The following is a 25,621-nucleotide window of genomic DNA, read 5'->3' as shown; positions in this document are numbered from 1 at the left end:
AGATTAAAATTTTAAGTTAACACCTGCAAGAAATGTGCGTGGTACAGGATAGAATCCATAATCGATTCCTCCACCGATAGGTTGCCCATCGGAGGCTGAAGGATCAAAACCACGATATTTAGTCAAAGTGAATAAGTTATTTACTGAAAGATAGAAACGTACGTCTTTAAATTTAACGGCATCTATGTTGGCCGACGGAATCGTGTATCCTATTTGCATGTTTTGTGCACGTAAGAAAGAACCATCTTCTACATAGAAATCAGAGAAAACCTGATTTGAAGTAGCACCTGTAGTTACTCTAGGAGTAGAATTACTAGTTCCAGCACCAGTCCATCGATCTAAATAATTAGTCGTTAAATTTGTTAGGTTTTGGTTACGTTCATAGTTTCTTACTACGTCATTACCTATGGATGCATATAAATAGGTTTGAATATCCCAGTTTTTATAATTAACCGTTAAGTTTAATCCCATAGTTACATCAGGAATAGGGTTTCCTAAATCTGTACGATCGTCAGTATTTATAACTCCATCTTCATTAATATCAACATATCTAATGTCACCAGGTTGAGCATTTGCTCCTAGCGCGATTTGTGATGGATGCGATGCTACTTCATTTGCATCCTGGAAAATACCGTCTGATTGATATCCATAAAAGTAACCTATAGGTTTACCTACTTCCATTCTAGATGGAGCTGGCTGACCTACACCGAAGGATCCACCTTCTAAGAAACCAACTGAATTATTTACTTTAAGAACTTCATTATCTAGAGTTGCAAAATTATAGCTTGCTGTAAATGATAAATTATCATTGATTTTATCTTTATAGCTCATTGCAAATTCAAGTCCTCTATTACGTACATCACCACCATTAATTACTGGTGCCCCAGAACCTGGTGCGCTCGTCCCTAGTGTTCCAGATACGACTGGCACTAGTAATAAGTCTTCCGTACGTCTTGAAAAGTAATCAATGGTAACATTTAATTTGTAATCTAGGAATTCTGCCTCAAGACCTATATCTGCCGTGTATTGTTCTTCCCATTTGATTTCAGGATTTGAAATAGCACCAATTGCAGTTCCAAAAATCAGGTTATCACCAATTACATAAGCTCCTTCTCCATTCAATAGAGAAATAAATCTGTAATCTGGAATTCTATCGTTTCCTATAATACCATAAGAACCTCTTAATTTTAAGAAATTGATGTGTTTAGATTCTTGCAAGAAATTTTCTTCACTCATCACCCAACCTGCAGATGCTGATGGGAAGAATCCAAATTTATTTTCAGGACCAAATTTTGTAGATCCATCGCGTCTTAAAACACCAGAAAATAAATATTTACCATCATAATCATATTGTACTCTTGCAAAGTGAGATAAAAGACGAGCATCATATTCATCACCACCATTAGGGAAATTATCTACTATATCACTAGCATTTTGTCGGCTGGCATTAGACCAGCTGTTTCCTGGAATATCAAATCCAGTTAATCCATTGAATTTTCCCGTAGTACGGAAAGCAGACATACCTACTGTAGCTTTTACGTTGTGCACTTTCGCGAAAGCGTGTTCATAATTAAGAAAGGCGTCATAAGTGTAATCTCTGAAATAATTACTGTATTGCCCGTATACATTACGATCTATGTTAAACACTTTTCCTGAACCATAGAAGGCCTCAGGTGCAAAATTATCACCATAAGATTCAGCATAATTGAATTGAATACGTGAAACAGCAGTAAAGTCATTCCAAAATTTATAAGTCAATCCAAAGTTTCCACTGATTTTATCTACCTTATTAGAATTAAAGGTATTCTCAAGTTGATGTACAGGATTAATAACTTCGTTACCTAAACCTTCAGCAAGTGTGAAGTCTCCATTTGAATCTCTTACTGCAAAAGTAGGTGCGTTATTCACGGCATTAAAAAGGACACTACCTAAACCATTCTCTGAAATAGTATTACGTGAAGTTCCTGTATAAAATAATCCAGTCTTAACTTGAAGGTTATCTAATAAATCATAGTCAAAGTTAAATCTTACTGTACCACGTGTAAAGTTACTTTTACCTCTTCCTACGATACCATCTTGTCTCAACAGGGAAGCACCAAATGCATATGCCGCCTTTTCTGTCCCACCACGTAAAGCAATGTTATTATTAAAAATAGGAGCATTATCAAATACTTGATCTTGCCAGTCTGTATTATTCAAACCTACAAGACTAGTAAATGGTGCTGCCTCACCATTATTTGAATAGGCTTCATTCTTTAATAAAGCATATTGGTTTGAATTTAAAGTTGGTAATTTCCTAGTGGTCTGTTGGAATCCTATGTAAGCATCAAATTGATACTGTAGTTTTTGATTTTTTCTACCAGTCTTAGTTGTAATTAGAATTACACCATTTGCTGCTCGAACACCATAAATACCAGCTGTTGCATCCTTTAAAACGGTATAACTTTCTATATCACCAGGATTAATTACACTCAGATCTTCTACAACGTTACCATCTACAAGAATTAATGGTCTGTTATCACCATTTGTAGAAACTCCTCTTATCCTTATGTTAGATGCTGCACCTGGAGAACCTGATGTTGATGTTACTGTAACACCTGCAACTTGTCCCTGTAATGCTTGCTCGATACGAGTAGGTTTTAAATTCTCAATAGTCTCAGCATCTACAACAGTTATTGCTCCGGTGATTTCTCTTTTTGCCTGTGTTCCATAACCTACTATAATTATTTGATCTAGTGAAGCAACATCTTCTACAAGTGTAACCACAAGATTTTCTGACACGGGAACCTCTTGGGTAAGATACCCTAGATAAGAAATTACAAGTACATCTGTAGGTTTTGCCAGAACAATAAATTTACCGTCAAGGTCTGTTGTTGTTCCTACATTAGTTCCTTTAATAATTACTGAAGCACCTAATAAAGGTTCTTGATAAGCTCCATCCATTACAGTACCCGTATATTTGACTTGCTGAGCAAGTGCAAACAACGAAAACGTTGTAAATAGAAGAAAAAGAAAATATTTATTCATCCTTTTAAATTTTGGTTGTTTAAATCTACGAGTAAGAACTGCGTATTTAGGAAATAAGTCTGCTACACCATCTCAACATGACAAAATAAAGGTCGATTTATTGAAGATTTCACAATAAACCCTTTAAACAAGGCTATAATCAAAGGAATCTAAAATTATAAAACATATTTAAAACGACAACTACACCGTTGTAAATGGTTGAATGTTGTGGTAATGTTGTGGTAAATCAGGTTGAAGTTGTGGTTCTAAAAATTGATAAAATACTCGTTCAGATCCATTTCTGCTGTCATATCAATTTTTTTACGCAAACGATATCGCTTAATCTCTACGCTACGTGGTGAGATATTAAGCAGCGGAGCTATCTCTTTTGAAGAAAGATTGAGTCTTAAATAGACACACAATCTTAAATCACCAGTGGTTAAATTAGGATGCTTATCCTTGACTCTTTTAAAGAAGTCTTTATCAGCATTATTGAATGCTTCTTCAAAGGTGATCCAGTCCTGTTTACTACTCAAATTCTTCTCCACAAGTCTTTTTGCAGATTTTACTTGTGTCGCATCCTTTACTTTTTCAAGTTCAGCCTTAATCTCATTAAGTGTTTCATTCTTCTTAATCATCGCCATGGTTGAAATAGCCAATTCATTATTGCGATGTTCAATATCCTTATTCAACTGCTCATTACGTAACTGAATCAAATCTTTCTGATTTGCTAGGTTTTTCAATTCCAATTCTTTTTGTTGTTGCGCTAGTGCTTTTTCTTCTTCTTTTCTATAATGCCATTTATAATAATAATTAATTGCAAGTAAAGCTAGAATCCCTAATAACACATAACATACGATAGCAAGGTTAGTTGCATAAAAAGGTTTTTCAATTATAAAATCAAAAGCCGCAACATTATTAGAAATCTGATTATTAAATGAAGATCGCACTTCAAACTTATATGAACCGTAGTTTAAGTTACTTAAATCAATTGCAGTAGCCTTAGTTAATGGACTCCATAGATCTGAATCATTTGAAAATCTATGTTGATATTCTACATGACCTAACCCTTTAAAAACAGGAGAATTAAAACTAATTTTCAAGTCATTGTTTTTAGGCTTTAATTCTATAGGTTCTGAACTTTGAAGATTGAGATATGTAGAAGCGTTTACATCATACACTTTATCAATAAAAACAGAATGATCAAGAGCGAACTCATAGTCTTCATTAAATAACAAATAACCTGTAGAAGAACCTATTAAATATTGATCATCATTCACTATAGAAACATTCTCGTAACCTATTTTTTCATTACGCATTTCCTTACTCAGATAAATCTTTTTAATGATGAAACCATCATTAATATTATCCTTACTTATTTTATGGACTAATCGTTCTGTAAAAACCCAAAGGCTATTATCGTTAGTTTTCACCATTGTTCCAGAAGAATAATCATCTTCCTTTAAAATGACACTTAATTGCTCACTAATCGCAAAGTCACTATTACTTTTACTTTTTACATAAATACCGTCACGTTTTGCAAAAAGTAGCTGTTCATTAAACACTACTAGATCTGAACCTATTCCTTTCCCTAATTTTTCAATCTGTTTAATATCTTTTATCGAGAATAAATCATCAGTAAGCGATAGTTGATAAACTCCTTTATACTCGTGATTTACATAAATCTCATTCTCTATGAGTGCAAAGTCTTTTGAACTCATCTCAAAACCATCGAGTTTTGACCTTATGCCCCATTTCCCATTGACCTTATGTAAATAATAAAGACCGGAATAATTCCCTTGTAAAATTAACTCGTTGTCCACAATAGATTGAAAATCCCAAGAACCTGGAACCTTAGCTATTAAAGTAGCCTTATCATTTTCAATCAAAAAAGTACCAGAATTATGACCACAAAAGATGGTATCTCCTATGGACTTTAATTTCCATACTTGTCCTTCAGTACCAGTTATAAACTTAAATCCCTGTTGATCATTACTTTTTACAAACAAACCTTGATTAGTACCTAAGTACAAAAACCCATCTTTAAAGAGCGAAGTATAAACCGTTCCCAAAGTACCATTCTGGTCTACAAATAGTTTATAAGGAGAATCCACATTGAGACAGCTTACTCCATTATCAAGTCCTATCCATACATTTTTATTTATATCTTCAAATGTGAACAGTGACGTGTTATTTAGGATCCCATCAGACTGATCCATTTGATATAAGACTTTTCCATCTATCGTTTGATTAAAAATACCATTTGAAATAGTACCTATCATTAACGTACCATCACTTAATAAACTAGCACTATAAACACTAATATTTTCCTTAATAGTATTTTCAATTTTCAGTAACAGTTTATTATCGTCCAGTATGTACAAATCATTCTGAACTGTTAAAAAATGTGGCTTATTTTGATACTGAAACATGGATATTATCGAAGTTTCTTTAATCAAAGGACTCTCATTTACCAGAACAGGTTTACCGGCAACAATTTCAAATAGTCCTTGCCCAATCACTTGATAATAATAGTGGTCTTCAACTCTAAAAAGTTTAGTAATATCAGGTTGGCTCACGATTTGAACGACCTCTTGGGAAATCTTGTTATAAGAATAGATAGAGCTCAAAGATTGAAATAGCACAAAAGAATCTCCATCTATGATATTCCAAAACTGCTCATCTTCTTTAACTTCTACATTGAGGTTTTGCACTATTGAGCTGTATTGCATTGCCCCATATGCATCTCTTTGCCAATACCCAAAATCCATATAGCAACCAGAATAAACACGATCATCAATAGATTTCACAGATCGCATAATACTCTCGTTCTGTGTAGGATACAATTTCCATTGCGCACCATTGAACTCGAGTAATCCTTTATTATTTGCTACGTAGATAAATTCGTTAGACGATTGCGTAATCATCCAGTTTTGATTTCCCGCATTATAGTCTGCAGGTAAGTAGTTGATGACTGGCGGCAATTCTTGCGCAGTCAACAACATAGAAAAACAGAAAAACAGAAAATAAAAAGCAGTTTTCAATAGTTACATTTTCATCAAATGTAATAACTACTACTACAACAATGCAACAACAACTGCTAAAAACAATAACTTAACTAGCTTTTAATCAGTTATTCACTATTTACCCAAGAAAACAGGCACTACAACATTTTAACTATTGAAACCTCGCAGTTTTATAGCAATGAGTACTTTTTTAGTATATAAAGGAAAGTCAGCGTTTTGTATCCAACTGTAATAACCTGGCTCTTTTTCCAGCACATCAACGATACGTTTTCCCTTATGTTTACCGAAGTTAAAACACTCTTCTCCATTTTCATTAAAAGCAAGCATTCCAGCAAAATCAACTGGTTTGCGTCGAGTGGAGAACTCGGCAAGGGATTTCATGTCATTTTCTAGGTCTGGATATCGTTCTAGTTGACCTTTTAGAACTTCATAAGTAGCAATGGTATCGGCCTCAGCACTGTGCGCGTCGGTAAGATCTTTATTGCAGTAGAATTTATAAGCAGCCACGAGTGTGCGCTGTTCCATTTTATGAAAAATAGTCTGTACATCTATCGCATTGCGATTCCCCATATCAAAGTCCACTCCTGCACGTAACATCTCTTCTGCAAGTAACGGAATATCAAATCTGTTTGAGTTGAAACCAGCAAGATCAGAATCCTTTATCAAGTTGTGAATTTCATGAGAGAGTTCTTTAAAAGTAGGTTTGTCTTTCACCATTTCATCAGTAATTCCGTGCACAGCAGTAGTTTCGGCAGGAATAGGAACGGTAGGATTCACTTTAAAAGTATAGGTTTTCTCAGTTCCATCAGGCATTACTTTATGAATAGAAATCTCCACGATACGATCCTTAGAAATATTAACTCCAGTAGTTTCAAGGTCAAAAAAACAGATAGGCCTGTGTAGATTCAGTTTCATAATGATAATTTTAAAAGAATAGGTTGTGAGAAACACGCTTCCGCGAAAGCGTACTTAAAAACACTCCTCACCGATTGTAATTTCTTTATTATTTTTACAAATATAGTTGCTGTCTTGAGCTAGGCACGGAAATTGGATAGAACTTATCAAAAGAACCCATGAAATTATTCATACTACTTACTTTTATAACTATCTCAACTCTTTCCTATGGTCAAGATAGCGTACAAACTAAGGGAAAGCAATTTGAATTAATTCAACCTGGCGGATCTGAAACTTGTGAAGCTATTAAGGAACAAGCTGCTCAAATGGCGGCACGTAAAGAGTTCATAAGTGTAAGTTATGGATTGATGCCGGCACCGATGAGTAATCAGGTGGCTTTCCGTAAATACGTGCTTGACAAGTATAACATCTCATTTGAAAGCAAAGGTTGTGCGGTAACTCCGCAAGATTTATGCTATGCCGCTGCGATGAATGCTGCTATTGAAAAGGAATATGGCACAGATTTTTTACAACAACAATATGAGGCTTTTAAGGCTCAACTAGAAAAAGAATAACATGAATCCATTGAAAATTTTTATCGCTATATTTTTATTTTTGGGCGCTAGCACAACGCAACAGCAACCCGACGGAATTAACATTACGGTCGAAAAAGGACATAAAAAGATCACTTACTTTGCAGAAAATGTGACCGATAAAGACCTGGATTTATTTTTTAAGGTGAACAGTTCGGGTTTCCGCCGCAGTGCAGATCGACCTATGATAGAAACCATACCTGCCAAAACTAAAAAAGCTTTAATAACCTTAATTCCTCTTAAAGGTAAGGACACGACTCACACTTATATTGCCGTAGTAACTAAAAAAGAGAACAACATAGACTTGCGTAAGACAGATACACTTGTTAAAGATGTTATGCGCATAGATCCTAAGAAGAAGAACTAAAAAGCTCTTTTTTAAGAAGGATTATTAACGCAATCAGGTAAACTATGTAAGTTCCTAAATGCGCCATTACTATTCCTTCTACACCATACTGAGGCAGCAAATACATGCTCAATAGGTAAAAACAGGCGACACTTATCAACTCTGAAATAAGATACTTTTTAAAATTATTGCGCGCGACAAATTGAAACGCTAGTACGGTCGTTACAATCTTCACAAAATCTCCAGCCAGTTGCCATTTAAATAGTGGTTCCATACCATCAAAATCTGCATTAAAAAGAATGCTAATGATTAAGTCTCTAGATAAATAAACAGCTATTAAACCCAGAAATAGAATAGGCAAAATAGTTTTATAGAAATGACTTATCGTATTTCTAAAATTTTTGAAGCTGTCATCTTTACTCAACTTAGGTAAGATATACATACTAATCAAGCTAGTTGCAAAAAGTAAATAGTAACCAGACAAACGCACGATTCCTTCCCACCATCCAGCCGCGTCATCACCTTCCAGTACACGCACTTCATTGCGCACTAGAATAGCCACTGTAGGCAATAGAACAGCACTTACTAGCGCCATTAAACTATAAGAAAACAATTTACGTGTGATAGTAGCGTCCCATTGAAATCCTATCAAGCTCCTGAATGAAATCTCATTTCCGAGAGCATTTTTAAGCATGATGAGTCCTATAACACATTGCACAAATGGAACAATTACAATCCCATAAAGTGCTCCGGTAAGGTTATAGTTATAAATTAAGTAAGCAGATATCAAAAAGATAATCAAGCTGATAATAATTTGTAATGTGATGTATTTTTTAAACACCTCATAACCTTGTAATAAAGATGTTATAAATATAAACACCACATAAAACGGTAATGAAACAGCAAACAATCTAAAGACATTAATAAAAGATACATCAAGAGCTATAAGGTAATCATCCAGCCATGGAGCGGCAAAGTAAATTACAATCGCGAGAACAACACTTGAAATGATAGCGAGTGACCAAGCTGTTTTGTAGTGTTTTTTAAGTTGACTAGGATCTTTTTGATGTGCTGCTGCGTAAGTTACTAGACCATGCTCAAAACCTAATATCGCAAAGGTCTGGACACCTTGTGTAAAGTTGCGCAGGTTTCCCATAACCGCCATTCCAGCAGCACCAGCATAGTCTGCAATTATGCGTGACATGATTGCGCCTATTGCTATTTTAACTAGTATAAAAACACCATTAAAACTAGCCACTTTGAGCAGTAAGTTTTTCTTAAAAAAAGAAATTAATGATCTCATTAATAATTATTTATACATTCTATAATGTAAATAACTTCCTCATCAGTTAATAAAGGATGACATGGCAAACTTACTTCTGTACGATGTAAATATTCAGTTTGCGGGAACGACAAATCACTTAATTCTTTAAAAGCCTCTTGATGATGCGGCGCTAGCGGATAATGAACATTTGTCCCTATTCCTTTTTCTTCCATATAATTCTGAAAATGTGGTCTGTCATCGACAAATACTGGGAAAACATGCATAGCGTTATTTTCAAGAAATGCAGATTCTGGTAAGACCACGTGATCGTGTCTTATGTTTTCATAATAGCTTTTAGCGATTTCTACACGCCTTTTATTATCTGCATCGAGTGATGGTAATCTGTTTAATAGAAATACAGCCTGTAATGGATCTAGTCGACTATTCACTCCTTTTACAGCGTTCTTGAATTGACTAGTACGACCATAATTTGCTATGCTACGCGCCATGGTTGCAAGCTCGTCATCCATTGTAGTTAATGCGCCGCCGTCGCCCAAGGCACCAAGATTTTTAGTAGGATAAAATGAGAATGCACTAGCTCTTGCTATGCTTCCAGATCTTTTTCCTTCTTTATTTATGGCGCCGTGTGATTGTGCGCTATCACAATAAACTGGTTTTTGTTCCGCTTTCGCGAAAGCGTAAACCGCATCATCCACGAGCTTACCATATAAATCGACAGTTATAACAGCATCTACTTTATGGATTTGAGATTTTAAATTTTCTACAGTAAGTAACATATCAGTCACATCAACAGGTACTGGCTGCATTCCAGCATGAATGACACTTAAAAAGGTCGCGATGTAAGTATGTGCTGGCAGTAAGATTTTTGCGTTTTCGGGCAAATTACCTAGTTGTTTCTCTGCAAGGAGAATGATGGTCAGTGCATCAAGACCATTTCCAGTAGAAATAGCATATTTAACACCACAAAAATTTGCAAATTGATATTCAAACTGACTCACTTTTTCACCACCAATATACCTGCCAGAGAGGTGCACGTCTGTGAATGCAAGCTGATCTGCTTGTGTAAATCGAGCACTGAGCTCACGTAATGGTAGGTATGGTATTTTCAAAGTTTATAAGGCTGGTATAGTTCAAAAACGTTCCTAAAAATAAGAAAGTATAAACTAGTTCTTGTTTTTAGGAGGCTTTACTCACATAAGAGAAAATAAAGTAACCTGCCATGATTGCAAATAGCAAGATATTAATGTAATAAGCCCAGCGTTGCGGTTGCGTCTTTTCTTCTTTTCTACTCATGATAGCACAGGCAAATCCTATCAAAATACTCATATACTGAAAAGTAATTAAGTAGCTTATGAGCATATCAAACTCAGTACTTCCATCTCTAGAAATTTGAGAAAAAATTAAAAACATAGATGCTAGAACTATTGATATCCAGGCAAAATGAAAGGAACGTTTACTGTATTTCATAATTATATTTTAGTCCATTGTGACCTATACATAGGTTGGTTTATAGCTCCTAGCTGTTCTTTAAATCTTTGTAATCCTCTATTGATGCTGCCGTCAGGATTATTTACATGACCGCAATCCATAAAAGTCATTCCGCGTTCTTGGAAATTTTTAATAGCTTCCATGTAAATAAAGTCGTTTGCATTTTTACTCATCCCAACCGCTGTTGCAGATGCGTACTGCGTTTTAACAATCAATCCCTTAATAAAGAATGTAATTCCTGCTAGCAATTCGTCATTTTCATAAACAAGATATTGCTGTATACCATCAGGAAAACGTGATGCTAGCAATTCAATTTCCACTAAACTATGAACTGGAGTTGCATTATGCCTTGCCTTTAATTGAGGTTCTAATATCTCATTCCAGAAACTCTTAAAATTATGATTAATGACCACTTGCATATTTTCAAATTTACCGTTGCGATATCCTACGGTCTTTTTAGGAGAAATATCAACGGGTTCTTTTAAATTGATATGCAGATTATTAAAAGCTTGATAGTTTTTAAAACCATTTTGCTCACAGATTTCTAGCAAGTGGTTATGACTAGAATTATAAATCGCTGGTTGCCATCTCCATTCTATACGCCGGTATTCCTTCTTTAATTCAGTAATAAAATATTGAAAAGCGTACTCTACTTCTGTTGGTGTGGCATTTTCTTTAAAGAAAAAACCTCCATAGGTTAATCCTTGATGGCTGTAGAATTGTTCATCTTTTTTATTACCTGGAACACACGCAAACAGAATTTCATCCTTATAAATCATCATGCTCGCATCTTCAAAACGATCTTGATGATAATCCATAAAATTACGTTCCATCAAAAAAGTACCATGTATAGTTTGCCTTATAAAAGCATTCCATTCTACAGCTTGACTAACATGATATTTTTGAACTCGTATTTTCAATAGAATTTATTCTAACTGCTAAGATAGTAGAAGGTTCTATCTTATTTGTAGAAAATTAATTGAAACCCAACATAAGACGTATAAAGAAAGAATTTTTTAATCTTCCAGAATCTCTATAATTTCAGAAGCTTTACTAGAATTATAAAGTTCTTCATTCTTTATTTTATTAAATATTACAAGAGCTTTTTCAACTTCACCTTTTTTCAAAATTAACAATCCTTTATACCAGTATCCTTTTTGAGAATCTATATAATTACTTTCTATAAGTTCATCATAAACCACGGCGGCTTGTTCATAGGAACCTAACTCAGTTAAAGAAATACCCTTCATAATCAAAAGTGTAGGTAAATCATTTTCAAAATTTGTAATAGTTTCATTTATCAATGGCAGTGCTAATTTATAATCACCATTTAAATAGAGTTCGCTAGCTTTATTAAATGTAGTTTCGTTTTCACTACTTCTTACTACAGAATAAATTACCTCATTCTTATCAAAATACGCAGCATAAAGGTCATCAGCATTTGAACTATCATTATTAAATCCAGAGATACTCAGAATAATCACAACGATAGCTGCGGCCGCAAATAGCAATGGTTTCCAGTTGAAATGATATGTTGTATTCCCTGAGCTTATAGAGTCTAATGTGTTTTTGAGTTTTTGGATATCTTCTGACTCAAATGATTCCTGATAGTCTTCTACAATAGCTTTATCTACACTATTTGCAAAACTCCAGCTATTATCATTAAAAGTATCATACAACTGTTTTTCTAGAACCAATTGCTCCATGAATTCAGGATCCAGTTTTCTTTTTTCAAATAGGTCTTTTTCATTATCATTTAATTGATCCTTGAAAAATTTTTCGAGTAAAATATTATCTGTCATCATCATAATTCTTTTAACAAATTAAATCGAGGGCTACTTTGGATAAGCTCTATCAGTTTCTTTTTGCATTTAAAAACACGTTGTCTTGCAACAATCTCTGAACTATAACCTAAGTCATTAACTATCTCTTCGTAAGAAATATTCTTAAAAAACATTTTAAGAATAGATTTACAATTTTCAGAACTTAAGTCCATCGCAGCTTCAAATAGCTCCAATCGTTCTTGTTCTAATAATGCAAGAGCCTCATCCTTGTCTTTATAGAATTGTTCATCATGGACACCATTTGTTACCCATCGAGATGATTTATTTAATTCTCGACGCCATAAATTCTTGCAGGCAGTAAATAAATAAGCATTAAAATTTGAAGTAATTATAAAAGGGTTTTTCTTGTATCTCACCGTGATTTGGACCAGTGCCTTTTGAAAAACATCCTCAGCATCTTGTACTGTTCCATTATTATTGACGACGAATTTTATAACCTTGGGAAGTGTCTCTTTATATAACTCAGAAATCACGACTGAGTCACTATTTAATAAGGCATTTAGGTACTTTAAATTTTCGGCCATCAAAGCAAATATAGTAGAAATTGAAATCAGTTTATTTTTTTGGGTAACAAACAGAACTTAAAGGTAACAGTAGGGTAACAACTTAATTACAAAACCCTACTATTATGAAAAATTCACTCTCAAAAATTTCAATCTATCTTCTTTTATTTGTATTCATTACATCTTGTAGTGTTAATTCTCTTGAAGATGAAGGATTAATGAATGAGGCGTCAAATATTGCACTTACAAATAACTCTCAAAAAAACGCAACTTCTACGCTATACATTAGCTGGGAAGAAGGAGTGACTGAAACTGATAAATTTAACTTGAGAGAAAACTTAATGTTCTCTCAAACCATTATTCAATTATATTCATTTCAAATTGATGCTAGTAATGAAAACCGTGAAGAATGGCAGATTACATATGAATCACAAGACGTGACTAAGCCTATCATCTTTGTAAAAGAAGAAACTGTTGTTGAAAACGCTAGTTTTGAGCCTTTTTAATAATTAATGTGTAAATTTCGGTTTAACCATGACAAATTGAAATTAAAAAACTATTACATCCTTTTTTGGCTACTCGCTTTGTGTTTTAACAACCAAGTAAGTAGCCAAACTTTTTATGACATTGTTGATCAAATAGAACAAGATAAAGGCGCTTCTTTATTACAATATAAACTAGATAGTTTATTAGACACTTCCAAAAATTCTGAAATTTACTTGAAAATGTCGCATGATTTTTCTGTTAAATTCTACAAGAAGAAAGATTATGAAGCAGCAATAAAATATGCATCAAAAGAAGTTAAACATTTTGAAAATGAAGGGATTAAAAATGAAAAATATGTCAGAGCATTATTTCAGTTAGGATATTTTTATGAATTAACGGCGCAATTTGATAATGCCATCAATAATTATAATAAAGTAATCCTTACCGATCCTAACTCTTTAAAAGCAATACAATCATATAGCAAACTAGGTAGTTGCTATTTTAAATTAGGAAACTATTATCAAGCCGAGACTTATTACCTCAAGGCTATAAGTGAATCACAAAAAAATAACAATTTAGGACTCATAGCTTCTCATTCTTTAAGTCTTGCTATGATTTACCGTACTCTTGATAATGAAACTTCTAGAGAGAAAGAACTAGCAATTTTAAACAAAGTCCTTGAAATTGATAAAATTGAACCGCTGAGTAATAGAAGGCTTTCTGTTTTTCTTAATAGTATGGCAAACTATTATAACAGTGATAAAACTTTTGATTTTGATAAAGCCGAATTCTATTATAAAAAATTAGTCGAGAATTCCATAATAAATGCTGACTACAGTGTGACTGGAATGGCATATGGAAACTTAGGAAATCTTCACTTAAGAGAAGAATCAGATAGCACGGGTTATTATTTAGAAAAAAGCCTTGATTATCCCTTACCAGAAAGTGATAGGTCTAAAGTCTTTAGAAATTTCGCTAGTTACCAACTTCAAAAAAATGATAAAGATGGCGCTCTTCAATATTTGAATCATGCAATAAAAATAAATTATCAAAATCAAGAAATTAATTTAGAGCATCCCAACTTGACCGATTTGAAAGATACCGATGAACTCACTGGGGTGATTGCTGCATTATCTCAAAAAGCTGAAATTCTTTTAGAAATGAACGAAGAATTAAAAAATCTTTCTCTAGTAGAACAGGCCTTTAGAAATCTTCAAACCGCAGATTCTTTAATAGATCATCTCAAATCATCTAATCGAGAAGAAAACTCCAGATTATACTGGCGTAAAGAGGCTTCAAAAGTATATCACAATGCAGTTTATTGTTCTTATTTATTAAACAATCATGAACTAGCATTAACATACAGTGAGAAAAATAAAGCCATCCTTCTCACTGAAGATATTATTAAAAACTCTTTTAAACTACCGCAATCCGTTAAAAATAGAGAGCGTTTCTTAAGATATAAACTACGTGAATATGAAAACAATTTAGAAAATAATACAGACACTACATTAATTCAATTTTACTCAAAGGCTTTATTAAATCAAAAGTTGGCTGTCAAGAAACATGATGATTCCATTCAGAAAGCTTATCCAGCATTATCACAGAAGATTGAAGATTTGAAAATTCTCAGTTTACAAGAAATACAAGGAAATCTAAAAAAGAATGAAGTAGTCATCTCATACGTGTGGAATAAAGAAGTCCTTTTCAAGGATCACCTCATGTGCTTAATAATAACTCAAGAGAATGTTAAGTTACTGGAGATTGAGCATGCCAGTGAGCTTAGTAATGAACTCACTATTTTTTTACAAGCAATCGTTAAGCCTTTTCAAACCAAAGAAGATATTACAGCATACAACAAACATGCACATACCGTTTACAACAAGCTTTTCCCTACTCTTGAAATTCAAGAGCTATTAAAAGGTAAAATAATAACCATAATTGCCGATGGCCAATTACAGAACATTCCATTTGAAGCATTAATTACTAAGCTCAAACCAAGTTCATACTTAATAGAAGAAAGTCAAATTAACTATACATATTCTTTGTCTTTTTCAAATAAAAACAACGCTCTACAGAGATCAGCAGCTCAAAATTTAATTAGTTTTTCACCCAGTAACTTTAATAAAATAGGCTTACCTAAACTCTATGATACTAATAAAGAGGTTTACTCTATACATAAATTTATAAAAAGTGATATTTTCATTGATAGCCTTGCCACCAAAGAAGCATTTTTATCACAATTTGACAAGTTTAAAATAGTACATCTAGCAACTCATGCGAGTTCTGGAGTCGATCCATTTCTTGCATTTTACGATAGTAAATTAAGTATTGAAGAATTATATGTTTTAAACAACAATGCGCAATTAGTATTCTTAAGTGCATGCGACACCTCTGTAGGCGCGATAGCTCAAGGAGAAGGAGCACTTACTATTGCGCGCGGATTTTTCAACACAGGAGCACAATCTGTGGTTGCTTCTTTATGGAAAACGAGTGATAAATCAACGGCATTTATTGTAGAAGAATTCTACAAAAATATAGAAGATGAAAAAGGTGTCTCCACGGCATTGCATTTAGCTAAACTTAAGTATTTAAAGAATCACAATTTATCTGAGGTTTCACCTTATTATTGGTCTTCACTTATCGCTCTGGGAGATAATAAAAATATTGAATTAGAAGATTCTTTATCTTATGGATGGTTGCTATTTTTAATAGCTCTTATTACTTGCATTCTACTCCTTTTATGGAAACTCAAAATATCTTCAAAGCAGTAACTCTATATACTTTTCGCTTTCGCGTAAGCGGTAATTAATAGCTGATTATTCTCATGCGGCTCACTAGTCTTCTATAGTTTTTCAAAAAAAATAAAAAAAATCACTTTTGTTGGGTAACAAACCGTAATGTACTGGAACATACCATTAGAAAGTTTTCTTGAATTTGATTTAGGAACTCTTTTTAAGGTTATTAGAATTAACAGATTAATAAACCCTGAAAATGTACTTATCTACATTATCTTTTCTAACAAGTCTTGTGTATCCCTATAAACACAAGATTTGTTTTGAAGATAGTTTCAAAGAAATGAAGAAAGAACAATACAAGATTTTTATAGTTTAGAGAGTGGAAGGTGTTGATCAAACGGATCTTTTCGTTTGATTGGGGAACTCATCTTCGTTTAAAAAGGCAGGATTCAATCCCTGCCTTTTTTATTTCATAATTTTAAATCATGACATAAAAAAAGCAGATTCTTACGAATCTGCTTTTTTAATATAAATCTACTTAATTACGTATTAAGAAAGTTGTTTTCCTGCACGTTTACGTTCGTTCTCATCGAGAAGGACTTTACGTATTCTTAAGAAGTTAGGAGTTACCTCAACATATTCATCTTTCTGGATATATTCAAGAGCTTCTTCCAGTGTAAACTTAACTGGTGGAGCAATCTTTACTTTATCATCGTTACCTGCACTACGCACGTTAGAAAGCTTTTTAGTTTTAGTAAGGTTAATCGCTAGATCATCTGGTCTAGAGTTCTCTCCTACTACCTGACCACCATAAATCTCTTCACCAGGTGCGATAAAGAATTTACCACGATCTTGTAATTTATCCATAGAGTAAGGAATAGAAGTTCCTTTTTCCATAGAAATCATAGAGCCGTTGATACGACCTTGAATTTCTCCTTTATAAGGTTCAAATCCTACAAAACGGTGGTTCATAATCGCCTCACCAGCTGTAGCAGTAATCAATTGATTACGTAAACCTATGATTCCACGAGAAGGAATTTTAAATTCACAAACCATACGTTGCCCTTTAGGCGCCATACTGGTCATTTCACCTTTTCTAAGCGTTACCATTTCAACAGCTTTACCACTTACCTCTTCTGGTAAATCGATAGTAAGCTCTTCAATAGGTTCACATTTCACACCATCTATTTCTTTAATAATAACCTGTGGCTGACCGATCTGTAATTCATAACCTTCACGACGCATCGTTTCAATTAATACAGAAAGGTGCAATACACCACGACCGAAAACCATGAACTTATCTGCACTACCAGTATCGTGTACCTGTAAAGCAAGATTCTTCTCTAGTTCTTTAGTTAAGCGATCTTTAATGTGACGAGATGTTACAAATTTACCGTCCTTACCGAAGAAAGGTGAATCATTTATAGTAAATAACATACTCATAGTAGGCTCATCGATAGCGATAGTTTCCATCGCCTCTGGGTTTTCAAAATCTGCGACAGAGTCACCTATTTCAAAACCTTCTAATCCTACAATCGCACAAATATCACCAGCCATTACTTCTTGAGCTTTGGCCTTACCCATTCCGTCAAAAACGTATACCTCTTTCACTTTAGTCTTAGTGATAGAACCATCACGTTTACATAAAGAAACGTTTTGTCCTTCTTTTATAGATCCTCTTTTAATACGACCTATCGCAATACGACCTGTATAATTAGAGAAATCTAAAGATGTTATCAATAACTGAGTTGTTCCTTCTTCTACCTTAGGAGCTGGAACATGCTCAATTACCATATCAAGTAATGGCTCGATATCAGTAGTTTCGTTTTTCCAGTCTTCACTCATCCAGTTGTTCTTTGCACTACCATAAACGGTAGGGAAATCTAACTGCCACTCTTCTGCTCCTAGTTCAAACATTAAGTCAAATACAGACTCATGTACCTCGTCTGGAGTACAGTTTTCTTTATCTACTTTGTTTACAACCACACAAGGCTTCAACCCAAGGTCGATAGCTTTTTGTAATACAAAACGCGTTTGAGGCATAGGACCTTCAAATGCATCTACTAGAAGTAGTACACCATCAGCCATGTTCAATACACGTTCCACCTCTCCACCAAAATCGGCGTGACCAGGTGTGTCTATGATGTTAATCTTAGTTCCTTTGTACATTACAGAAACGTTCTTTGCAAGAATAGTAATCCCACGTTCACGTTCTATGTCGTTGTTATCAAGTATTAAATCTCCGGTTGTCTCGTTCTCACGGAAAGTTTCACAGTGGTGTAAAATCTTATCTACTAACGTAGTCTTACCGTGGTCTACGTGAGCAATAATCGCGATGTTTCTAATGTCTTTCATAAAAAATAATGCTTCTAAGCGGCTGCAAAAATACTCTTATTTATTGGTTTTTAGCGTTTTGTTAAGTTAAATGATGGTCACCTATAACTAGTTGGTTTTCAATTGGGTTTGTTTTTATTGTGTTTTTTATGCTCTCTAACAAAAATATTAGAATCACGATGTATCCTTTTGTTACCTTCATCAAAGCTCCCTAACTCAAAACTAATTCCTGGATCAACATTATAATAGCTACTAATAATCTTATAAATAATATTTTTTGAAAAAGTCTGTAATTCAGGCGTCTTGTCTTTTTGAGCTTTTAATTCCTTAATGAATAACCTGATATTTCCAGCATTCGTTTCATTTTTATAGAAGTATAACAACTCCTTTTCAATTATTTGAGGATCAGTTATATTATTAAAATATTCTTTGAGACACTTAGACTGCTGTTTAGATGATCTCCATCCTCGCAATAGCGTTGATTGAGTTGTAGCTAAATCTTCCAGCTTTTCCTTATAAACAGCGGCAGCTTTTAAATAATTATTTGATTGTAAATGGTTATCAATTACCATTTGAAAATACTCATTTGCATCATGGATATTTCCAGATTCTTTATATAAATCACCAACGTTTTCATAGTTTTTTAATTCCTTATGGATGGAAATTGCCTTATCATAAAACTGACCTTTTGCATAAAGTTCTGCAGCATGATATTTACTCTTAGTATATTTAATATGTAGAAATGCAGCTTCTTCATAAAACCTTCCTTCTTCTAACGTACTTGCTGCTTCCCAATGGTTATTCAATAACTTTATTTGCATAGCAGCGGCTTTACGATAATTACCTTCTTTTTTTTCTGCTTCTATAATTTTTAAATATTGCTTGCGCAATGCTTCCATACGGTCATCATGTATCGTAGCGGTACCACCAGAGTTATTTGTTGTTTTGAATAAACTGGATAAAACGGAATAAATAATAAACCCTATTAATAAAAACGCTATAAGTGAACCTAATCCATTATCGGAGGAGCCACTTCTCGGCTTTACACGTAATACAAAACTGATTACACTGGTTATAACAGCTAGGATTAAGGCAAGTGATTGAAGTGGTATTTGCTTAGGACCACTTGTGCCTTTATTCCTGCCTGATAATGATAAAAGACTTTTACCTGAATCTCTCGACGCACCAATCAAATCAAGAGGAATAGCAAATTTCATTGCTAGTTTCGGGTTTTTTGCAAACATGGCTAGTAATCGATCTGCTTCTTTTGAATTACGTTGCAATAGAGCGTCCATACTCTTGCCCCATCGTGAACTCCTTTCTCTATTTCCATACCATCTATTTAACAGTTTTAAAAACCCTTTTTCCTTTACATCAAATTGCCCTGGACTTTTACTACGACTACTAAATAAAGTTTTGAATAAACCTAAACGTAATTTATCCATAGTGGTTAAATCATCATCTGATATTTTTTTAAGTGGTAAATCAAGATCTTTTTCTATTTCCTTTTCATCCTTAGGAATGGCCCCTATTTTATAAATATGTTTAGGAATAACTGTACCTAACATAGGTTTAATCACTTCAATATTTATAAAGTCATTCAATTTTATACAATTAATCCAATTTATAGGCTTTTCCATAGCAAACCATCCAAAATCTGGGTGATATACATGTGGTGTTTTAAATACTCGATTGGTTTCAATTTTTGAAATAAGAGGATGAATCGCAGCGTATTCAGGAATAAATATGCTGTTATGAATGCATTGAAAGAACAACACATTTGCTAGATGTGAGTGCTTTGTCAAATGAGATGTAACTAACAAACAACCATAGAGTTCATTTGCCTTATTACTAGGTATGGCAAATGCGCTAACTTGATTTAAGTCGACCGCTAATTTATCAACCACCTTAAGCCATCGACTAGGAGAATTTCCCCTGATAAGTATTCCACTTAAAGGATAGGTATTATTTCTAGAAGGAGCTATTTTAATCTTCACGCGCTGATTCAAAAAAAGGATTAATATAAGTTTGTCTAAAAGTTTTATAATCCAATAGCTCTAGTGCATGTTGAGCCGGTAAAAAATACTGGTTTCCAGAAAAGTGATGTTTACTTGCAAAAGCAATAGGTTGATTTAGTATAGCAGTCATACAAAAATCTAGTTTGCTATTCCTATTTGATTGAAAATAGAGTTTGCCATTTTGTATAGAAATGGTAGAACCATCGGCTGTTTGAAAGCTTTTAATCTTAATGAAACAGGTCATTCCCCTAGATTCTAATCGCGTTTTTAAATTACTGCCCTTTTTATATTCTATATCAGTTTTTATAACTGTAGGTAATTGATAGGCAAATTCCTTTGCTTCCTTGAGGGATATATCCAGTTGTTTTTGTAAAAATGAGATGTGTTCTACGTTTCCTATTCTTTTTAAATATAGATCTACTACTGGTGTAAGTTCAAGCTTATCCTTATCATTTAAAAAACGATAATCGCTATTATGGTCACCTAAGATATTTACTCGAGTATTGAGATAAAACTTGTTGAATTGAGGAATAAGTTCGTTATAAAAATTAATAATAGTAATTCTTTCAATGTTTTTGAGTACGTTATATTTAGTATTAGCATTACCCAGTAATTGCTTCCAGTTTTTTATTTGATCTTCTTTTTTGCTTTGGAACCTTGTTAAAAAGTCATTCTTAGACTCACGAATTTTTTCAATTTTCTCCTCGGTAATATGATAATAGTGCTCGTTATGAGCTACAACTATCTTTTTACCTATCTCAAACAACTCACATTTTCCTTCAATATTTTTAGAATATTTACGATGACTTGTTTGCACGCCAGTTTCTAGACTAGTTTTATAGTACGCTTTCGCGCAAGCGTTATATTCATGAAAAATAAGAGCATTCTTAGATGGCGAAGAAACGAGGTAGGCGCTATCTGGATGTACAATTACATTCTTAAAAACTAATTCTAAACCTTTCTTAACTCCATGAGAAGTAAAGGTGTATAAATGACCATTCTGGACTATATAAACTTGATCATGATAAGGTAAATAATGTGCCTCAGACCTAAATAGTGGTGTTAAAAGAGCATCTTCTCTAACAAAATCTAGATTTTTTATAAACCTAGGAGGCGTAGCTGTAGTCTGTCGATCTGCCCATAGCTCTTCATACGGTAAATAGATTTGTTTTAAATGCTTACGACTACGGTTGCGATACCTATAAAAATCAACATCACCACTCGAGCTGGTCGTAATGAGATAATTTAACTGCTCCATACGTTCTGAAATCACATATTGAAGATCATTACTCTCTAGAGTATCTGAGGTAGTTAAGAAGAATACCTCATCTCTTGTTTCATATTCATTTTCAAAAAAGTAATGTAAACCTACAGCTGGATCCAATTGAGCACTAAGCAATTGCTGACTTGAAATGATTTCTAAAATGTCATTAAAATTAACTTCACGAACTGTATCACCTATAACATAAGCGGCGTATTCAAATGTAGATTTAGGATGATTTGCAATTGCTAGTGCGGTAGCAAAAGACAGTATTTTAGGTATTCCCCAATTTTTAAGTGAAGAATCTATTAAAAAGACACGTCTATTATCATTATCCTCATTAGCAGTTTCTCGTTCTATATAAAGAGCTTCTTTATTTGCAACTCGTGATAAAAAAGTATCTTGATCATAAGCAAACTCTGAAATTAGAAGCTTGTTCATATCACCTTTATTGGTAATATCAGACACACCACCTAGAGGTTGTTCACTAGAGGCATTTTGATGCATAGGAATATGGAGTCCAGACCATATTCTTTTTATTAAAGAACCTATTTCTGAGGTTTCTGAATGTGCAAGTAGTTGTTCAACAATAGAGCTTTCAGGATTATAGACAGGCTCCATTTCAGTTACCAGCTGTTCTTCTTCATTTATAATGGGAATGCTTGTAAGTGCATCAATTATATCTTGCATGGACTTAAATCGTCTTACCATTAGTGCAATGGCACGAGTATCCTTATCGTAAGTAGATTTAGTAGGAGATAAAATGGTATAATTAGCTTCTACCGCATTAATTACATTAGTATTACTTAGTATTTGTTTTGATTTTTGAATACCATTTTTATTATGAGAATTTTCAAAAAGGACCTCTAATAAATAAATTAAATTATCACCAGTTCGTAAATCTCTAGGTAAATTGTGAACATACTCCATGATGGTTAGTACATTTTCCACGTAGTGATGTCCATAATGAGCCGTTTCTAATGAGTAAGCTAACTGGGATTTAAATGTCTCATAGCCTTCACTCTCAATATGCTCATTTGTTGCGACTAAGATGATTATGATAGAGCCAAATTGAGGTAAGCCACTAATTGCTAGTGGTATCAATAGTTCTCTTAACGGTTGTTCATAAATTAAAGTACCTACACCAGGTATTTCAACCACAATACTGTCCGTAATGTCCCTATCCCATTTCCAGAAATAATCCCTGTATTGTATAAAGTAATTACTCATCTTTTATGAGTTTTAAACTTTTGCGATAGGAGCTAATCGTAAGTGGAACAAATTGATCTTTCTTAATTAAGGTGTAGTTATTGTTCTTCTGCCATATAATTAAGTGTGTTTTATCGGGATTTATAAACTGTTGAATAATAGATTCTACAGATGAATATTTTAAATAATAACCTGTCGGGTAAAGACTATCTCCATTATTCCAAAAACTATAACCTTTTAATGGTAAGAGAGGTGTCCCTAAAATTAACATCTGGTCAGGAGCTATGATAGTGTATATCAAATTTTCTAATCGATAACTAGCTGCCGTTTCTATGATACGTGAATTGAAATTTGAGATTTTTATAAGTTGTGCTTTGGCACTTTTTTCTGAATCAAACTTTGTTAATTGAAGTGTCGCTTTTTCTTGAATACCAAAATAATTATGGTTTAAATCAGGTAATTCTAATTTTAGGGCTGATTGAATCCCTTTCCATTCAGATAATGTTTCCAAACGAGCGACGGGTAATAGTTTACCTTTAGGAAATAGTTTTCCTTCTTTTAAATAATAAATAGTAGCGTGTGGCATTACTTTCAATTCTTTACTATTTATCTGATCTAGAGTAAAACCTTTCACCCAAACATTTTCACCATCCATGGTAATTTTGAGATTTTCAAAATGCCATATTTGGGAAAGTAAGTCTATATGGGATATATGGATATGTAAAACGTAATCTAGACGCTCTGTAATATTTGTTGCCATAAGGCGTCTATTTCTTTTTTAATATATGCTTTTTGTTGCTCGTTTTGTATCCAATCTGCTCGGTTTTGGATATATCTTAATTTATCCTTTATCACATTCTGCTCCTCATAATTAAGTGAACTGGAATCCCATTTTTCTACAAGTATTTTCACTTCTTTCATAACCTCTTCTGGATTAGGTGCTTTATTGAACATAGCTTGAGGATGAGATTTTTCAGTAATCTCATTTTCAATTGCATTGTTCACTATTCCTTCTAGAATCTCGATTTGTTCCTCTGTATCCCAAATATATTTGAGCACCCATAAATCTGATATCATAGCTTGATCACGATCACACATCATAGCACTGGCGGCAATAAGGTTTTGAATTTTTACTGCTCGTCGATCAGAAATATTAATACCCGTATTTCTCAAGTTCCTTACTAGATCAATATATGTTTCTAATATACCGCTCAAGTCAACTTGCTTTGATTTTTTCTGTAGTTTTTTAATGTACTCAGGCGTTACCGTAGGTGCTTCTATATTTCTATTGAGTTCAAGATTCCATCCCGCTAGTAATACTTGATTTAATAAATCTGGATGAACATAATCACATTTCACACGAACCAAAAACCTATCAAATAATGCGTCTAGAGCATCATCTTCTGGTAATGAGTTACTTGCTCCTACAAACATTAAGGCTGGCAACTCAAGAACTTGTTTACCGCGTCTTAAAATCTTTTCATTGAGTGCCATTAACAAGCTATTCAAAATGGCAGAGTTAGCATTAAAGATTTCATCTAGGAATACTAAGGATGCTTCAGGCATCATACCTTCTATGTTTGTAACTAACTCGCCTTCCCTTAACTTTTTAATATCAAACGGTCCAAAGAGTTCGTTAGGCTCTGTAAATCGAGTAAGTAAGTATTCAAAATTCTTACCGTTCTCAATACCTTTTGACAGTGTTTTAACTATAGCACTTTTTGCAGTACCTGGAGGACCAAACAAAAAGGTGTTTTCTTTTGCAATAAGACTAATCCCTAAAAGATCAATCACATCATCTTTACCCACGAAAGTGGATTTAACGTGATCGAGTAAAGTCTTAAGTGGTTGTATATTATTCTGACTCATCAGTTGCTATTTCAATTTCTTTTAAGGATTTCCAGATTTCATCTTTGTAAAATCCCAAATGCTTGATTAATTTTTTATTGATTGCTGGGTGCATTCCCCAAGATTGATTTTTTTGTTCAACGATTCTATTGAGAAATAATTGAAGTATACATGGATTATCAAAATACACCGCTAAGTTCAAGTTTTTAGACTCAAAATGTAAATCAATAGCGCTATAATGCCATTTATTCAATATTTCTTCTAACCTTTCTAGGACTGGATCCTTCGGGTCTAAATTTTCTAAAGAATGATAAAGAAACGGTAAAAACCGCAACATCAAATCAGCACTCAGAATTTGTGATGCCTCTAAATCTCCATTATAATCAGGCAATACATCTTTAATTGATTGATCAGAACCCTTTCTGTAAATAACAAATAAAGCAGCATAATAAACTATTTTTGACGCCCATAAGGCAGCCATGGAATCAAATGGTGGAGCTTTAAAAGGATAGTCTTGTACCTCACGATAGTACTCATTTTCAAGATATAGTATTATTTCCTTCTCTTGAAAGGTTTTTATTTTCAAAGGTTTTTCATGTAAAAAAAGCTCACCTTCTTCACGAAGTAAAGTGATAGTTTTTAAAAAATCGTAAGTTTTGACTGAGTTAATAATGGCTTTTTTAGAAGGCTCAATTTAATAAATTGAATAGAAGTAGTAATAGTAAAATGTAGAATTCTCCTA

General features: G+C 33.6%; 19 protein-coding genes. 4 read left to right on the top strand and 15 right to left on the bottom strand.

From position 1 onward, the window contains the following. Positions 1-3: 3 nt before the first annotated feature. The 3 genes from ACSHWW_RS05225 to ACSHWW_RS05215 all read right to left on the bottom strand — a co-directional run bounded on the left by ACSHWW_RS05225 (position 4) and on the right by ACSHWW_RS05215 (position 6,947). Complete coding sequence (locus ACSHWW_RS05225; RefSeq protein ID WP_435681370.1) at positions 4-3,027, bottom strand: SusC/RagA family TonB-linked outer membrane protein; 3,024 nt, start codon at positions 3,025-3,027, stop codon at positions 4-6. Between the two features lie 245 nt (positions 3,028-3,272). Then, positions 3,273-6,050 carry a helix-turn-helix transcriptional regulator gene (locus ACSHWW_RS05220; protein ID WP_435681369.1) on the bottom strand — a complete coding sequence of 926 codons (2,778 nt, stop codon included), beginning with the start codon at positions 6,048-6,050 and terminating at the stop codon, positions 3,273-3,275. Between the two features lie 129 nt (positions 6,051-6,179). Then, entirely contained in the window at positions 6,180-6,947 is a 768-nt protein-coding gene (locus tag ACSHWW_RS05215) for an exonuclease domain-containing protein (RefSeq protein WP_435681368.1), read from the bottom strand. A 158-nt stretch (positions 6,948-7,105) separates the two neighbouring features. On the opposite strand from ACSHWW_RS05215, the gene ACSHWW_RS05210 reads away from it, so the two are divergent. Continuing rightward, positions 7,106-7,501, top strand: a complete 396-nt coding sequence (locus ACSHWW_RS05210; RefSeq protein WP_435681367.1) for a hypothetical protein — start codon at positions 7,106-7,108, stop codon at positions 7,499-7,501. 1 nt (position 7,502) lies between these two features. Further along, on the top strand, positions 7,503-7,886 hold the full coding sequence (locus ACSHWW_RS05205) for a hypothetical protein (RefSeq protein WP_435681366.1): 384 nt from the start codon (positions 7,503-7,505) through the stop codon (positions 7,884-7,886). Here the strand turns inward: ACSHWW_RS05205 and ACSHWW_RS05200 are convergent. The 6 genes from ACSHWW_RS05200 to ACSHWW_RS05175 form a co-directional block, all read right to left on the bottom strand. Next, on the bottom strand, positions 7,870-9,168 hold the full coding sequence (locus tag ACSHWW_RS05200) for an O-antigen translocase (RefSeq protein ID WP_435681365.1): 1,299 nt from the start codon (positions 9,166-9,168) through the stop codon (positions 7,870-7,872). The genes ACSHWW_RS05205 and ACSHWW_RS05200 overlap by 17 nt on opposite strands. Next, the gene (locus ACSHWW_RS05195; protein WP_435681364.1) at positions 9,168-10,259 is read right to left on the bottom strand and encodes a DegT/DnrJ/EryC1/StrS family aminotransferase; all 1,092 of its coding nucleotides are present in this window, start codon (positions 10,257-10,259) and stop codon (positions 9,168-9,170) included. Before ACSHWW_RS05195 ends, ACSHWW_RS05200 begins: the two co-directional genes overlap by 1 nt. Positions 10,260-10,326: 67 nt before the next feature. Beyond that, positions 10,327-10,617, bottom strand: a complete 291-nt coding sequence (locus ACSHWW_RS05190) for a hypothetical protein (RefSeq protein WP_435681363.1) — start codon at positions 10,615-10,617, stop codon at positions 10,327-10,329. Between the two features lie 2 nt (positions 10,618-10,619). Beyond that, on the bottom strand, positions 10,620-11,558 hold the full coding sequence (locus ACSHWW_RS05185) for a hypothetical protein (RefSeq protein ID WP_435681362.1): 939 nt from the start codon (positions 11,556-11,558) through the stop codon (positions 10,620-10,622). A 96-nt stretch (positions 11,559-11,654) separates the two neighbouring features. Further along, complete coding sequence (locus tag ACSHWW_RS05180) at positions 11,655-12,443, bottom strand: tetratricopeptide repeat protein (protein WP_435681361.1); 789 nt, start codon at positions 12,441-12,443, stop codon at positions 11,655-11,657. Further along, a complete protein-coding gene (locus tag ACSHWW_RS05175; protein ID WP_435681360.1) occupies positions 12,443-13,006 on the bottom strand; it encodes an RNA polymerase sigma factor in 564 nt (187 codons plus the stop codon). Before ACSHWW_RS05175 ends, ACSHWW_RS05180 begins: the two co-directional genes overlap by 1 nt. Positions 13,007-13,110: 104 nt before the next feature. Here ACSHWW_RS05175 and ACSHWW_RS05170 point away from each other — a divergent pair, with 104 nt between their 5' ends. Continuing rightward, positions 13,111-13,491 carry a hypothetical protein gene (locus ACSHWW_RS05170; RefSeq protein WP_435681359.1) on the top strand — a complete coding sequence of 127 codons (381 nt, stop codon included), beginning with the start codon at positions 13,111-13,113 and terminating at the stop codon, positions 13,489-13,491. A gap of 36 nt (positions 13,492-13,527) precedes the next feature. Next, positions 13,528-16,245 carry a CHAT domain-containing protein gene (locus ACSHWW_RS05165; RefSeq protein ID WP_435681358.1) on the top strand — a complete coding sequence of 906 codons (2,718 nt, stop codon included), beginning with the start codon at positions 13,528-13,530 and terminating at the stop codon, positions 16,243-16,245. Positions 16,246-16,758: 513 nt separating this feature from the next. Here the strand turns inward: ACSHWW_RS05165 and typA are convergent. From typA to ACSHWW_RS05135, 6 genes are all read right to left on the bottom strand, one after another. Continuing rightward, positions 16,759-18,564, bottom strand: a complete 1,806-nt coding sequence (gene typA, locus ACSHWW_RS05160) for a translational GTPase TypA (RefSeq protein ID WP_435681357.1) — start codon at positions 18,562-18,564, stop codon at positions 16,759-16,761. A gap of 98 nt (positions 18,565-18,662) precedes the next feature. Beyond that, positions 18,663-20,540 carry a hypothetical protein gene (locus ACSHWW_RS05155; protein ID WP_435681356.1) on the bottom strand — a complete coding sequence of 626 codons (1,878 nt, stop codon included), beginning with the start codon at positions 20,538-20,540 and terminating at the stop codon, positions 18,663-18,665. After that, positions 20,530-23,052 carry a hypothetical protein gene (locus ACSHWW_RS05150; protein WP_435681355.1) on the bottom strand — a complete coding sequence of 841 codons (2,523 nt, stop codon included), beginning with the start codon at positions 23,050-23,052 and terminating at the stop codon, positions 20,530-20,532. The genes ACSHWW_RS05155 and ACSHWW_RS05150 overlap by 11 nt, the downstream gene beginning before the upstream one ends. After that, positions 23,045-23,791, bottom strand: a complete 747-nt coding sequence (locus ACSHWW_RS05145; protein ID WP_435681354.1) for a hypothetical protein — start codon at positions 23,789-23,791, stop codon at positions 23,045-23,047. Before ACSHWW_RS05145 ends, ACSHWW_RS05150 begins: the two co-directional genes overlap by 8 nt. Further along, positions 23,764-24,900 carry an AAA family ATPase gene (locus ACSHWW_RS05140; RefSeq protein ID WP_435681353.1) on the bottom strand — a complete coding sequence of 379 codons (1,137 nt, stop codon included), beginning with the start codon at positions 24,898-24,900 and terminating at the stop codon, positions 23,764-23,766. Before ACSHWW_RS05140 ends, ACSHWW_RS05145 begins: the two co-directional genes overlap by 28 nt. Next, positions 24,887-25,513 (bottom strand): hypothetical protein, encoded by a 627-nt coding sequence (locus ACSHWW_RS05135; RefSeq protein ID WP_435681576.1) that lies wholly within the window; start codon positions 25,511-25,513, stop codon positions 24,887-24,889. Before ACSHWW_RS05135 ends, ACSHWW_RS05140 begins: the two co-directional genes overlap by 14 nt. Positions 25,514-25,621 lie beyond the last annotated feature (108 nt).

Source organism: Nonlabens sp., from assembly GCF_051251825.1.
Lineage (GTDB): Bacteria > Bacteroidota > Bacteroidia > Flavobacteriales > Flavobacteriaceae > Nonlabens.
Note: the sequence above shows the minus strand (reverse complement) of the source record. Positions and strands in the feature narration are given on the sequence as shown.